The sequence below is a fragment of the Streptomyces sp. NPDC001020 genome (genome assembly GCF_053599115.1).
The window spans coordinates 51,729-65,230 of sequence record NZ_JBSFLQ010000006.1 but is presented as its reverse complement, the minus strand read 5'-3'; the positions used below and the strand labels follow the sequence as shown (position 1 = coordinate 65,230).

The window sequence follows — 13,502 nt, the reverse complement described above, 5'->3', positions numbered from 1 at the left end:
CTGACAGCGTCCGGGCCCGCCACCCGCTCAGTCCGCCACCTCCGCCACCAGTGCGCTCCCGGTCGTCCGGGCCACCACGAAGGACTCCCCCTTCGTCGCCCGGGGGTCGAGGACGATGCGGTGACGGCCTGGTTCCAGGACATCGTCGAAGACCTCGTGGACGTGGACGCGGCGCAGGCGGTCCTGACGGTAGATGGTGACCTGGACGCGGCAACTGGAGGTGACCTCCATCTCCGCCGCGCCGCCGGCCACGGCCAGGTGAGTGAGGCGGCGGCGCCCGGCCGGGCTGCGATCCAGGGCATGCTCGATCTGGGCGACGAGGAGAGGAACGATCGGGGCGAGGCCGTCGACGTACGCCACCTCGACCCCGGCGCGCTCGAACGACTCCCGTACGGCGGCCCGTTCCCGCTCGCCGACCGCCCTGCCGAAGGCCACCGCGCCGTAGGTACGCAGTTCCTCGGCGGGTACGTCGGTGGCGTCGTGCACGATCTCCGCCCCGATGCCGATGGTGCGCAGCGCGGCGGCGAGCCTGGCGAGGACAGCGACACGGGAACCGATCAGCAGTACCCGGCGCCGCGTCGCCGAACGGCCGCCGAGCAGGGCCGTGAGGGCGCTGCGGTAGGCGTCGCCGCGGAAGCGGAACGGCCCGATCCCGTGGTACCCGTTCAGCTCCAGATCCGCCCGCGCCTCCGTCTGCCAGGCGAAGTCGCGCCACACGAAGTCGTCGCCGTCCCTTTCGATGACCGCGGTGACGGCGCCACAGGCCAGATCCTCGCACTCCGGGCAGCCGTAGATGACGTAACGGCCGCCTTCGAGCGGGGCGTCGGCCTCCAGCAGAAAGCCACGTACCTGTGCGGTGAAGATGGCGGGCGGTATGTCGGAGGCGAGCGGGGAGACGGCGTCCAGGTCGGAGAGCTGGAACAACAGAGGGCGTCCGTCGACGATGAAGTCCACGTAGTCCCGGTGCACCTGGTAGTCACCGTTGGTGAGGACGCCACCGGCACGGATCGCCGGTGCCAGGCCGAAGGTCGCGTACTCGGCAGACATGATGTGAGTATTCCCACATCGAGAGTGATGTGAGCGCGGCAGGCCACATTCGCTAGCGTCCCCGCGTGGACACAGATCGAAGCGACGATGTGATCGTGGTGGGCGGCGGTGTCATCGGGCTGACGACGGCGATCGTCCTGGCGGAGAGCGGCCGACGGGTGCGGTTGTGGACGCGCGAGCCCGTCGAGCGGACCACCTCGGCGGTCGCGGGCGCACTGTGGTGGCCGTACCGGATCGAACCCGAGTCCCTCGTGGGCGAGTGGGCCCTCGAGTCGCTCGGCGTGTACGAGGAGTTGGCGGCGCGGCCCGAGGAGACGGGCGTACGCATGGCCGAGGGTGTGCACGGCGAGACGCGGCTGGACGGGCTGGGGCCGTGGGCCGCGCGGGTCAAGGGCCTTCGGACGGCGACGGACGCCGAGTACGCCGGGAACGGGCTGTGGGCGCGACTTCCGCTCATCGACATGTCGACCCATCTGCGATGGCTGCGCGGCCGGCTGCTGTCGGCCGGCGGTCGGGTCGAGGAGCGTACGGTCGCGGATCTGACGGAGCCGGCCGCCGAGGCTCCCGTCGTGGTCAACTGCACCGGCCTGGGCGCCCGTGAGCTGGTTCCCGATCCGCTGGTGCGCCCGGTGCGCGGGCAGCTCGTCGTGGTGGAGAACCCCGGGATCACCACCTGGCTGACCTCGGTGGACCACTCGTCCGAAGCGGGCACGTACTTCTTTCCGCAGCCCGGCGGGCTGGTCCTGGGCGGCACCGCCGAGGAGGACGCCTGGTCGCTGACGCCCGATCCAAGCACGGCCGAGGAGATCGTGGCACGGTGTGCGGCGGTGCGACCGGAGATCGCAGGGGCGCGGGTCCTCGGCCACCGGGTTGGGCTACGGCCGGTCCGGGATGCCGTACGACTGGAGTGTGAGGTGCTCCCCAGGGGTGGGACGCTGGTGCACAACTACGGGCACGGCGGCGCCGGTATCACCGTGGCGTGGGGGTGCGCGCGCGAGGCGGCCGGGCTGGCGCGCCCGGCCGCCTGAGGCGGCGGCCGATGCCCGGGGTCGCGGCGTCACTACCGCCTCCCAACTCCCTTGTACCGGGGGACAAATGACGGTCAGGAGGTGCGCACGGGAAGTTTTGGGCGGAAAGTGCACTGGAGTGACTCATGACGGCCAGATGACACTCGTGGGACTGCTGGTGCCATGGACATGTCTGGGGTCACTGGGTCTGAATAGTCCCCGAACAGATTTCGTGCGCCTACGACTTGGAGTTCTCGTGCACCGCAGACTCATCGCCCCGGGAGCACTCGCGGCCGCCTCCCTGTTGCTGACGATCCCGGCATCGGCGGCCGGCTTCCAGCCCGGAGCTCCGGGTATCGGCGACCCCTACTACCCCAACTACGGCAACGGCGGATACGACGTCTCCCACTACGACCTCAGGCTGAAGTACCAGCCCGCGACGGACGAACTGGAGGGCACGGCGACCATCCGGGCCAAGACCACAGAGGACTTGTCGCGCTTCGACCTGGACTTCCTGCTGGACGTGAGCGAGGTGCGGGTGAACGGCGCGAAGGCCGCCTTCGCCACCTCCGGTCAGCACGAACTTGAGATCACGCCGGCGACTCCGCTGCGCAAGGGCACACCGGTCACCGTCGTGGTCCGCTACAGCGGGGTACCGTCCTCGAAGAGCGCCTACGGCTTCACCACCTGGCACCGCACCCCGGACGGCGCGATCGCCGCGGACGAACCCGAGTCGGCCTGGTGGTGGTTCCCGAGCAACGACCACCCCAGCGACAAGGCGACGTACGACGTCTCGGTCACCGTGCCGGACGGCACCCAGGCGATCTCCAACGGCACGCTCCAGCCGACGAGTTCGAAGCTTGGCTGGACCAACTACACCTGGCGGCAGAACAAGCCGCAGGCGACCTATCTCACCACGCTCGCGATCGGCAAGTTCGACATCACCACGGGGAAGACGTCGAACGGCGTTCCGATCATCAACGCCTACAGCAAGGACCTCGGCGCCAAGGACGCGGCCGCACGGGCGAGCCTGGAACGCACCGGGGAGATCGTCGACTGGCTGACCGGCTACCTGGGGCGGTACCCCTTCAACTCGGTCGGCGGGTACGTCCCCAACACGACCACCGGCTACGCGCTGGAGACGCAGACCCGCGTCTACTACAGCCCGAAGCAGTTCGCGAACGGCGCGAACCCCTCGGTCGTCGTGCATGAGCTGGCGCACCAGTGGTACGGCGACTCCGTGTCGCTGAAGGGCTGGAAGGACATCTGGATCAACGAGGGCTTCGCGCGATACGCGCAGTGGCTGTGGTCGGAGCACGAGGGCCAGGGCACGACGCAGGAGCTGGCGGACCACGTGTACGCCGCGCACCCTGCCGACGACGCGTTCTGGACGGTCAGGCCCGGTGACCCGGGCCCGGACGACCAGTTCGACATCGCGGTCTACGACCGCGGCGCACTCGCCGTCCAGGCGCTGCGCAACGAGGTCGGCGACGACGCGTTCTTCGCCATCCTGAAGGGCTGGCCGAAGGAGCACGCGTACGGCAACGCCTCGGTCGCGGACTTCCGGGCGTACGCGGAGAAGGTGTCCGGCAAGCCGCTGGCCTCGCTCTTCGACACCTGGTTGTTCCAGCCGTCGAAGCCGGCGGCGCCCGCGGCGCGCGGCGCGTCCATCGCGACGACCTCGGCCGTGGCGCAGCCGAAGTCCTGGGAGCAGATCGCCGCGACGAACGACGTCCACGGGGGCTGAGCCCCGGACCGCAGGCGGCCCGGGGCCGGTGCCCCGGGCCGCCTCACCGCGTGGCGGATTCCAGCTCGGCGGAGCGGGCCAGTAGCGCGTCCCGGCCCAGCGCGTCCGTCCGGGTGGAGGGCACCGTGCAGGCGTACGCCCCGGCCACCGCTCCGTACAGGGCGCACCGCCACGCGGGCTCGCCGCTCAGTCGGCCGAAGAGGAAGGCGGCGGCGAAGGCGTCGCCCGCGCCGTTGGAGTCCACCACCGGTGCGGGCGGCGGCACGGCCGGTACGCGGGTCAGCTCGCCGTTGGCCAGCAGATACGCCCCCTGCGCACCGGCCGTGGCGACGACCACTTCCGCCCGGCCCCGCTCCGCGATGCGTCGCATGGTCCGCTCGGGGTCGGTGAGGCGGGCCGTGGACAGGAAGACGATGTCGGCCGTGTAGGCGAACGGCTCGTGGTACGGGTTCTCTCCGTCCCAGTCGTGCAGGTCCGTGGAGAGGGTCACGCCGGCCTCGCGCAGCACAGGCAGGGCGTGGGCGCACGGGTGGGTGATCGCGACATGAGCATGGCCGCCGATAGCCGCCAGTGACCGGAGCGTCGCTTCGGGGAACCGGTCCTCGGAGTGTGAGCGACTCACGTCGTACAGGGACAACCGGCGCCCGTCCGGGCTGACGAGGTTGACCGCGCGCTTCGTGCCGACGGACTGGGGAATCGCGGTGAGCGCGATTCCCCGGTCGCGGTGCAGCGCGCGGACCAGGTCCCCCTCGGGGTCGTCGCCGATCATGTCGACGTGGTGTGTACGCAGGCCCAGGGCGGTCAGGCCGAGCGCCACGAAGTCGCCGGTCTGCCCGGCTCTGGTCCGGATACCGGGCTCGATCATGTAGCTGTCGGCGTACGGGAGCGGCAGCTCCGGAACATAGACGATGGTGTCCACGCCGGCCCCGCCAAGAACGAGTACGTCGGTGTCACGGTGCCTGTCCACTGTTCCCCCCGGTCGGCTCACGGCTGCCCCTCCCACTGGTCGTACCGCCGCACCCTATACACGGCATGTGGGCGGAGTCACCAAGATCGGCTGCCTGGCCGGCGGCTCCGGCGCCGTGCCGGTCGCCTGACACCGCACCGGCGACCAGGCCCGTGAACCGCTACTTCGTGATCTCGGCCAACTCCTGGTCCTCGGCCTTGGAGATGCGGCGGCGAAGCGCGAACCAGCCTCCGACGAGCAGTGCGGCGATCACGGGCAGGAGCAGCAGCGTCTTGCGGCCGATCTCGGGGTCGTTCCACATCAGGCCGAGCACGGCCATCAGGAAGGCGATGGTCGCGATCTCCGTGACCGGGCTGCCGGGCAGCCGGAAGGACGGCCGGGTGACCAGGCCCGCCTTGGCGCGGCGGACGAAGACCAGGTGGCAGATCATGATGATCACCCAGGTGCTGATGATGCCGAGGGAGGCCACGTTCAGCACGATCTCGAAGGCCTGGCTCGGCACCAGGTAGTTCAGGCCGACGCCGAGCACGCACACCGCACAGGTGAGCAGGATGCCGCCGTAGGGGACCTGGCTGCGGTTCATCCGCGCCGTGAACTTCGGCGCCGAGCCGGCCATGGCCATGGAGCGCAGGATGCGGCCGGTGGAGTAGAGGCCGGAGTTCAGCGAGGACATCGCGGCGGTCAGCACGACCAGGTTCATCACGTCGCCGGCCGCCGACACACCGATCTTCGACAGGACAGTGACGAAGGGGCTCTCGCCCGCGGAGTAGACCGAGCCGGGCAGCAGCAGCGCGAGCAGGACCACCGAGCCGACATAGAACAGGCCCACGCGCCACATGATCGAGTTCACCGCGCGGGGGACGACCTTCTCCGGCTCGGCGGTCTCGCCCGCGGTGACGCCGACCAGTTCCAGGGCCGCGTAGGCGAAGATCACGCCCTGCATCACGATGACCACGGGCATGATCCCGTGCGAGAAGAAGCCGCCGTGGTCGCCGATCACGCTCAGGCCCGGAGTGTGGCCGCCCACCGGGTGCTGGGTGGCCAGCAGGAAGATACCGATCAGCATGAAGCCGACCAGGGTCGCGACCTTGACGATCGCGAACCAGAACTCCATCTCGCCGAAGATCTTCACCGAGATCAGGTTCACGGCCAGGACCACCGCTAGGGCGATCAGGGCGAGCACCCACTGCGGGACGGAGGTGAACATGCTCCAGTAGTGCGTGTACAGCGCGATGGCGGTGATGTCGGCGATGCCGGTCGTCGACCAGTTGAGGAAGTACATCCAGCCGGCGACATAGGCGCCCTTCTCGCCGAGGAACTCGCGCGCGTACGACACGAAGGACCCGGACGAGGGCCGGTACAGGACCAGCTCGCCCAGGGCGCGGACGACAAAGAAGGCGAAGACGCCGCAGACCAGGTAGGCCAGCGCCAGGGCGGGGCCCGCGTTGTGCAGGCGACCGCCGGCTCCGAGGAAGAGACCGGTGCCGATCGCCCCGCCGATCGCGATCATGTTGATGTGGCGGGCCTTGAGGTCCTTGCTGTACCCGGCGTCGCCCGCGTCCGCGGGCGTGTGGGCCGCATCGTTGCGGGATGCGGCCGCTGCCGTGTTCACGGCGTCGTTGCTCACGCGTGGATCTACTCTCTGGTGCGCCCGGCACAGATGTGCGCGGGTGTCCTGATGTGCTCCGGTTCGGCCGCCCTGAGGTGGCCCAAATCAATGGGTCACCCTTTCCCGGAGACCGCTTTCCACGCGATAACGCACATCACATAGCGGGACTTCTCACATGTTCTCCACATGCTCGCCAAATGTCCCTATGCACCGATCGACTGATCGCTGTGTTGCCACGGAAGAGCCGGATGAGGTTTCTCAGCAATGGTGGGACAGCGATACTGCTGCACATGACGACCGAGACCGAGGAGCCGACGCTCACCGTCGACGAGCTGGCCGCGCGTGCCGGTGTCACGGTCCGCACCATCCGCTTCTACAGCGCCAGGGGGCTGCTTCCACCGCCCGTGATCGGCCCGCGACGGGTGGGGCACTACGGGCCGCAGCACCTGGCCCGGCTGGCGCTCATCGACGAGTTGCAGCGTCAGGGCATGACACTGGCGGCGATCGAGCGGTATCTGGGGCAGCTGCCCACGGACCTGACCGCGCGCGACTTGGCGGTCCAGCGGGCCGTGGTGGCCTCCTGGGCTCCCGACGCCGTGGAGAAGGTGTCGCGGGAAGAGCTGGAGCGGCGCGCGGGACGGACGCTCGACGATGACGAGCTGCAGCGACTGGCGGCCCTCGGGGTCGTCGAGCAGGTGGGCGACTCCTTCCGCATGGACCCCGGGCTGCTGCGCCTCGGCGTCGAGCTGATCGACGTCCCGCTGACCCACGAGACGGTCCTGGCCGCCCGCACCGTCCTGATCGAGCACTCCCGGGCCGCGGCACACGAGTTGTCTCGGCTGTTCCGCGACGCGGTGGCCGAGCGCGAGCCCACGGCCGTGAGGTCCCTGTCCGCGCACATGCACCCGCTGGTGGTTCAGGCCCTGCTCACCACCTTCCAGCGCTCCTTGAAGGAGGAACTGCAGGAGTGGCTCGCACGGCCCGCACAGGACGGATGACCCGGCCAAGGGCTGTCCCGCATCCCCTGGCGGGCGCGCGTTACAGGGGTTGCGGGACAGCCCTTGGTTCCCGCGAGGGCCTGGAGCCCCCGCGGGAATCCGCGGTCCCGCATCAGCGCGCGTCGGTGAACCGCTCCCCCTTCTGCGCCTTCTCCACCAGCAGCGCGGGCGGCGTGAACCGCTCGCCGTACCGCTCGGCGAGTTCGCGGGCGCGGGCCACGAAGCCGGGAAGGCCGCCCTCGTAGCCGTTGATGTACTGCAGGACACCGCCGGTCCAGCCGGGGAAGCCGATCCCGAAGATCGAGCCGATGTTGGCGTCGGCGACGGACGTCAGCACGCCCTCCTCCAGGAGCCGGACGGTGTCCAGCGCCTCGGAGAACAGCATGCGCTCCTGCATGTCCTCGAAGGGGACCTCGTGGCCCGGCTTGGTGAAGTGCTCACGCAGGCCCGGCCACAGTCGGCCGCGCTTGCCGTCCTCGCCGTACTCGTAGAAGCCGGCGCCGCCGCTGCGGCCGGTTCGGTCGAACTCGTCGACCATGCGGTCGATGACGGCCTCGGCCGGGTGCGACGTCCAGGTGCCGCCCGCCTCCTCGACCGCCCGCTTCGTCTCGTTGCGGATCTTGCGCGGCAGGGTGAGCGTCAGATCGTCCATCAGGGACAGCACCTTCGCCGGGTAGCCGGCCTGCGCCGCCGCCTGCTCGACGGAAGCGGGCTCGATGCCCTCACCGACCATGGCGACACCTTCGTAGATGAAGTGGCCGATGACGCGCGAGGTGAAGAAGCCGCGGGAGTCGTTGACCACGATCGGTGTCTTGTTGATCTGCCGGACCAGGTCGAAGGCGCGCGCCAGTGCCTCGTCGCCGGTCCGCTCACCCTTGATGATCTCGACGAGCGGCATCTTGTCGACGGGCGAGAAGAAATGCAGCCCGATGAAGTCGGCCTGCCGCTCCACGCCCTCGGCGAGCGCGGTGATCGGCAGCGTCGAGGTGTTGGAGCACAGCAGCGCGTCGGGCTCGACGACGTGCTCGATCTCCTGGAACACCTTGTGCTTGAGCGCCGGGTCCTCGAAGACGGCCTCGATGACGGCGTCGCAGCCCGCGAGGTCGGCGGCCTCGGCGGTGGGGGTGATACGGGCGAGGAGCGCGTCCGCCTTCTCCTGCGTCGTACGCCCCTTGGCGACCGCCTTGGCGCACAGCTTCTCGGAGTAGGCCTTGCCCTTGGCCGCCGCCTCCACAGAGACGTCCTTGAGGACGACCTCGATGCCCGCGCGTGCGCACGTGTAGGCGATGCCCGCGCCCATCATCCCGGCGCCGAGGACCGCGGCCTTGCGGACCTTGCGGGGCTCGACGCCCTGCGGGCGGTTGGCGCCGGAGTTGACGGCCTGGAGGTCGAAGAAGAACGCCTGGATCATGTTCTTCGCGGTCTGCCCGGTGACCAGCTCGGTGAAGTAGCGCGCCTCGATGGTCAGAGCGGTCTCGAAGTCGACCTGGGAGCCCTCGACGGCCGCCGCGAGGATGTTGCGCGGGGCCGGGTAGGGGGCGCCGTTCAACTGCTTCTTCAGGTTGGCCGGGAAGGCGGGCAGGTTGGCGGCGAACTTCGGGTTGGAAGGCGTGCCGCCCGGGATGCGGTAGCCCGGCTTGTCCCAGGGCTGCTGGGACTCGGGGTTGGCGTCGATGAAGGCGCGGGCCTTGGCCAGCATCTCCTCGCGGGTGTCGGCCAGCTCGTGGACCAGGCCGTTCTCCAGAGCGCGCCGGGGCGAGTACTGGGTGCCCTGGAGGAGCACCTTCAGCAGGGCGTCGGCGATGCCCATCAGGCGTACGGTGCGGGTGACACCGCCACCCGCCGGGAGCAGACCGAGGGTGACCTCGGGGAGGCCGATCTTGGAGCCCGGGGCATCCAGGGCGACGCGGTGGTGGGAGGCGAGGGCGATCTCGTAACCGCCGCCCAGGGCCGCGCCGTTGATGGCGGCGACGACCGGCTTGCCGAGGGTTTCGATGCGGCGCAGGGAGTTCTTGATCGCTACACCGGTCTCGAAGGCCTGCTGGGCGTTCTCCGGGCCGACTTTCAGCATGTCCTTGAGGTCGCCGCCCGCGAAGAAGGTCTTCTTGGCGGAGGTGTAGATGATGCCGCGAATGGAGTCCTTCTCGGCCTCGGCACGCTCGGCGATCGCCGCGATCGACGCCTTGAACGCCTGGTTCATGGTGTTCGCGGACTGGTGGGGGTCGTCGAGGACGAGCGTGACGATGCCGGTGTCGTCCTGCTCCCAGCGGATGGTGGTGGACTCGATTGTCATCAGGGGTGCTCCGTAGGATCCGTTGGGGAAGGTCAGACGCGCTCGACGACGGTGGCGATGCCCATGCCGCCGCCCACGCACAGCGTGGCCAGCCCGTACCGCTTGTCCTGCCGTTCCAGTTCGTCCACCAGGGTGCCGAGGATCATCGCGCCGGTCGCGCCCAGCGGGTGGCCCAGCGCGATGGCGCCGCCGTTGACGTTGACCTTGTCCAGCGTGGTCCCCATGTCCTTCACGAACCGCAGCACGACCGCGGCGAACGCCTCGTTGATCTCGATCAGGTCGATGTCGTCGATCGTCAGGCCCGCCTTGGCGAGTGCCTTGCGCGTGGCGGGCGCAGGTCCGGTCAGCATGATCGTCGGCTCGGAGCCGGACACCGCCGCCGAGACGATCCGAGCCCGCGGCCGCAGCCCGTAGCGCTCGCCGACTTCCTTGGAGCCGATCGCGACGAGCGCCGCGCCGTCGACGATGCCGGAGGAGTTGCCCGCGTGGTGGACGTGGTCGATCTGCTCGACCCAGTGGTACTTCTGCAGCGCCACCGCGTCGAAACCGCCCAGGTCGCCGATGTCCGCGAAGGACGGCTTGAGCTTGGCGAGCGAGTCGGCGGTCGTGCCGGGCCGCATGTGCTCGTCGTGGTCGAGGACGACGAGCCCGCTGCGGTCCTTCACGGGCACCACGGACTTCTCGAAGCGGCTCTCCTTCCAGGCGGCCGCGGCGCGCTCCTGGGAGAGTGCCGCGTACTCGTCCACGTCCCGCCGGGAGAAGCCCTCGATCGTGGCGATGAGGTCGGCGCCGATGCCCTGGGGCACGAAGTTGGTGGCCATGTTGGTCATCGGGTCGGCGAACCAGGCACCCCCGTCCGAGGCCATCGGCACCCGCGACATCGACTCGACGCCGCCCGCGAGCACCAGGTCCTCCCAGCCCGAGCGGACCTTCGCCGCGGCCATGTTGACGGCCTCGAGGCCGGACGCGCAGAAGCGGTTCTCCTGGACGCCGGCGACCGTGTCCGGCAGTCCGGCGGCGATCGCGGCGATACGGGCGATGTCGGAGCCCTGGTCGCCGACCGGGCCCACGACTCCGAGAACGATGTCGTCGATCGCGGCCGGGTCGAGGTCCGGGAACCGTCGCCGCACCTCGCGGATGAGTCCGACCACCAGGTCGATGGGCTTGGTGCCGTGCAGGGCGCCGTTGGCCTTGCCGCGCCCGCGCGGGGTGCGGATCGCGTCGTACACGTACGCTTCGGTGCTCACTGGTAAGCCTTTCGGGGAGGGTCAGCCGAGCGGGGAACGACCGGTGATCTCTTCCGTGATCTCGGTGCTCCCGCCGTGGATGGTCTGCGTGCGGCCGTCGGTGAAGGCCCTGGCGACGGAGTGTTCCGGGCCCGCGAAGTGGTCGAGGGGGATCGAGAACCGCATCAGTCGCCGCCCTTGAGGAGTCGGGGTACATCCCAGTCCCGCGCCACGTCCGCGGTGTCGGCGCCCGGCAGTGCCGGCCCGCCGCGTACCGAGGTGGGGGTGAGCGAGAAGCGGGGCGCGGGCGCCGGCTGGGTGATGCCGTCGTGGTCGATGAAGGTGCCACGGGCGGCGAGGTGAGGGTGCGCCGGTGCCTCACGCAGCGACAGGACGGGCGCCACGCACGCGTCGGAACCCTCGAAGACGCGGGTCCACTCGTCGCGGGTGCGCGTCTTGAAGCGGGCCGCGACCGCCTCCCGCAGCTCGCCCCAGCGGGCGGCGTCCTCGCGGGCCGGGGCGTGGTCTCCGATGCCCAGCAGCTTGACGAACTCCTCGTAGAACTGTCGTTCCAGAGCGCCCACAGCCATGTACTGGCCGTCGGCCGTCTCGTATGTGCCGTAGAAGGGGCAGCCGCCGTCAAGGAGGTTGGCGCCGCGGCGGTCCTGCCAATTCCCGGCGGCGAGCATGCCGTGGATCATCGAGGCCAGATGGGTGGCACCGTCGACGATGGCCGCGTCCACGACCTGCCCGGTGCCCGTCGCGCGTGCGTGATGGAGGGCGGCGAGGACGCCTACGACCAGGTAGAGCGCTCCGCCGGCGTAGTCGCCGACGAGGTTGGCGGGGACGGTGGGCGGCGCGTCGGGGTCGCCGATCATGCCCAGCGTTCCGGTGAGCGCGATGTACGCGATGTCGTGTCCGGCGCGCGGGGCGAGGGGGCCCTCCTGACCCCAGCCGGTCATACGGCCGTAGACGAGCCTCGGGTTGCGGGCGTGGCAGTTCCCCGGGCCGATGCCCAGGCGTTCGGCCACGCCCGGGCGGTAGCCCTCGATGAGGATGTCGGCGCGTCCGACCAGGTCCAGGACGCGGGTCGGGCCGTCCTCGGCCTTCAGGTCGACGACCACCGAACGCTTGTTGCGGTTGGTGATGTCGCACTCGGGGTTGATCCCGAGCCCCGGGCCGTCCGGCCGGTCGACGCGGACCACGTCGGCGCCGAGGTCGGCAAGAAGCATCCCGGCGAACGGGCCGGGCCCGATGCCCGCCAGTTCGACGACGCGCACACCCGCCAGTGGGCCGTGCCCGGGTGTCCCTGCCACTGCCATCAAGCCCCCAACTCTGTGACACAACCAATGTGACATCAGTGATGTTAAGAACGTGTTGCAGTCCGGACAATACCCCGGCGAGCAAGCGCTTAGCTGAATGCGAGCTCTCAAACCATCACATATCACACCGGAAGGGTTTCGGCTGGTGATCACTGGTACGGCGAGACGGCGAAGGTACAGGCCGCCTCGGCCGCGGAGGCGACGGGCGACGCCTGCGGTTGTCAGTGACCGGTCGGTGGCCCCGGGGGCAGTCGACGGGTGCCGCCCTCGTGAATCACGCCCCAGGTCCCGCTGAGCGCCTCGGTGGAGTCGTCGTAGGAACGCTGGGCCACACCGACGAACAAGCAGTCGATGAGCGCCAGTTGGGCGATGCGGCTGGCGGTGGCCCCGACCCGGTAGGGGGCCTCGAGCGCATAGGTGGTCAGCAGCAGGTCGGCGCTCTCGGCGATCGGCGAGCGTGCGAAGTTCGTCAGGGCGATCGTCGTCGCGCCACGCTCGGCCGCGGCCTGAAGCGGCGCGATGGTGTCGGCCGTGGTGCCGGAGTGGGAGATCCCGATGGCGACGTCGCCGGGACCGAGCAACGCGGAGGCGGTGAGCGCGGCGTGGACGTCGGTCCAGATGAACGCCATCCGGCCTATCCGGTGCAGCTTCTGGTGCAGATCCTGACCGACGAATCCGCTCGCGCCCACGCCGAAGATGTCGATGCGCCGGGCGCCGGCCACCGCGTCGACCGCTCGCTCCAGGGTCTCCACGTCGAGCTTGGCGCCGGTCTCCTCCAGGGAGCGCGCCTCGTTGTAGATGATCTTCTCGACGACCTGCTGGAGCGAGTCGGTGGCGCTGATGTCGCCGCTGGTCCAGGCCCGGTCGCCGCGCAGGGCATCCTCGCGCGCGGCGGCGCCCGCCAGTGCCAGCCGCAGTTGCGGGTAGTTGGCCAGCCCGACGGCCCGGCAGAACCGCATGACGGTGGTCACCGACGTCCGGGCACGGCCGGCCAGTGCGCTGATGGAGAGCCTGGCGGCCTGAGCGGGGTCGTCGAGCACCGCCTCGGCCACGCGCTGCTCGGCCGGCGCCAGGTTCCGCAGCGCGCCGCGGATGCCCGCCAGGAGGTCGACCGGGGGCGACTCGCGGATCGGCTCTGCCGAGTCGGGGGATGCCGTCGTGTGGGCCATGTACTCCTCCAGGGCCGTACGGGACGGGTGCAGTGTAAGCAGCGGACGCGCCGGAGCGTCAAAAAGTAACCATGAATAACGTGGCTCGGTTACTTATTGACATGCGGAGCGTGCTGT

Annotated in this window: 11 protein-coding genes; 3 read left to right on the top strand and 8 right to left on the bottom strand. The window is 70.0% G+C overall.

The features are described from left to right. Positions 1–27: 27 nt before the first annotated feature. The gene (locus ACWDEX_RS07190) at positions 28–1,047 is read right to left on the bottom strand and encodes an oxidoreductase (protein ID WP_450462223.1); all 1,020 of its coding nucleotides are present in this window, start codon (positions 1,045–1,047) and stop codon (positions 28–30) included. A 65-nt stretch (positions 1,048–1,112) separates the two neighbouring features. Here ACWDEX_RS07190 and ACWDEX_RS07185 point away from each other — a divergent pair, with 65 nt between their 5' ends. Together ACWDEX_RS07185 and ACWDEX_RS07180 are read left to right on the top strand one after the other, a co-directional pair. Then, positions 1,113–2,075 carry an FAD-dependent oxidoreductase gene (locus ACWDEX_RS07185; RefSeq protein ID WP_450462222.1) on the top strand — a complete coding sequence of 321 codons (963 nt, stop codon included), beginning with the start codon at positions 1,113–1,115 and terminating at the stop codon, positions 2,073–2,075. A gap of 235 nt (positions 2,076–2,310) precedes the next feature. Further along, positions 2,311–3,801: a M1 family metallopeptidase gene (locus ACWDEX_RS07180; RefSeq protein ID WP_450462220.1), complete on the top strand. Its 1,491-nt coding sequence runs from the start codon at positions 2,311–2,313 to the stop codon at positions 3,799–3,801. Between the two features lie 43 nt (positions 3,802–3,844). On the opposite strand, the gene ACWDEX_RS07175 is transcribed toward ACWDEX_RS07180, so the two are convergent. Further along, positions 3,845–4,789 carry a PfkB family carbohydrate kinase gene (locus ACWDEX_RS07175; protein ID WP_450462218.1) on the bottom strand — a complete coding sequence of 315 codons (945 nt, stop codon included), beginning with the start codon at positions 4,787–4,789 and terminating at the stop codon, positions 3,845–3,847. A gap of 139 nt (positions 4,790–4,928) precedes the next feature. After that, positions 4,929–6,395, bottom strand: a complete 1,467-nt coding sequence (locus ACWDEX_RS07170) for an amino acid permease (RefSeq protein WP_450462217.1) — start codon at positions 6,393–6,395, stop codon at positions 4,929–4,931. A 272-nt stretch (positions 6,396–6,667) separates the two neighbouring features. Here ACWDEX_RS07170 and ACWDEX_RS07165 point away from each other — a divergent pair, with 272 nt between their 5' ends. Continuing rightward, a complete protein-coding gene (locus ACWDEX_RS07165) occupies positions 6,668–7,375 on the top strand; it encodes a MerR family transcriptional regulator (RefSeq protein WP_450462215.1) in 708 nt (235 codons plus the stop codon). A 112-nt stretch (positions 7,376–7,487) separates the two neighbouring features. Here the strand turns inward: ACWDEX_RS07165 and ACWDEX_RS07160 are convergent, their stop codons facing one another. The 5 genes from ACWDEX_RS07160 to ACWDEX_RS07140 form a co-directional block, all read right to left on the bottom strand. Next, a complete protein-coding gene (locus ACWDEX_RS07160) occupies positions 7,488–9,668 on the bottom strand; it encodes a 3-hydroxyacyl-CoA dehydrogenase NAD-binding domain-containing protein (protein WP_450462214.1) in 2,181 nt (726 codons plus the stop codon). Between the two features lie 32 nt (positions 9,669–9,700). Further along, positions 9,701–10,915 (bottom strand): acetyl-CoA C-acetyltransferase, encoded by a 1,215-nt coding sequence (locus ACWDEX_RS07155; protein WP_450462213.1) that lies wholly within the window; start codon positions 10,913–10,915, stop codon positions 9,701–9,703. Positions 10,916–10,936: 21 nt separating this feature from the next. Then, complete coding sequence (locus tag ACWDEX_RS07150; protein WP_450462212.1) at positions 10,937–11,080, bottom strand: hypothetical protein; 144 nt, start codon at positions 11,078–11,080, stop codon at positions 10,937–10,939. After that, on the bottom strand, positions 11,080–12,216 hold the full coding sequence (locus ACWDEX_RS07145; protein ID WP_450462210.1) for a CaiB/BaiF CoA transferase family protein: 1,137 nt from the start codon (positions 12,214–12,216) through the stop codon (positions 11,080–11,082). Before ACWDEX_RS07145 ends, ACWDEX_RS07150 begins: the two co-directional genes overlap by 1 nt. Before the next feature lie 221 nt (positions 12,217–12,437). Beyond that, positions 12,438–13,385 (bottom strand): MurR/RpiR family transcriptional regulator, encoded by a 948-nt coding sequence (locus tag ACWDEX_RS07140; protein WP_450462209.1) that lies wholly within the window; start codon positions 13,383–13,385, stop codon positions 12,438–12,440. Positions 13,386–13,502 lie beyond the last annotated feature (117 nt).

Coding starts and splice junctions, on each gene's coding strand:
- ACWDEX_RS07165 (WP_450462215.1), top strand. CDS start 6,668: ATGACGACCGAGACCGAGGAGCCGACGCTCACCGTCGACGAGCTGGCC.
- ACWDEX_RS07150 (WP_450462212.1), bottom strand. CDS start 11,080: ATGCGGTTCTCGATCCCCCTCGACCACTTCGCGGGCCCGGAACACTCC.
- ACWDEX_RS07140 (WP_450462209.1), bottom strand. CDS start 13,385: ATGGCCCACACGACGGCATCCCCCGACTCGGCAGAGCCGATCCGCGAG.
- ACWDEX_RS07190 (WP_450462223.1), bottom strand. CDS start 1,047: ATGTCTGCCGAGTACGCGACCTTCGGCCTGGCACCGGCGATCCGTGCC.
- ACWDEX_RS07160 (WP_450462214.1), bottom strand. CDS start 9,668: ATGACAATCGAGTCCACCACCATCCGCTGGGAGCAGGACGACACCGGC.
- ACWDEX_RS07145 (WP_450462210.1), bottom strand. CDS start 12,216: ATGGCAGTGGCAGGGACACCCGGGCACGGCCCACTGGCGGGTGTGCGC.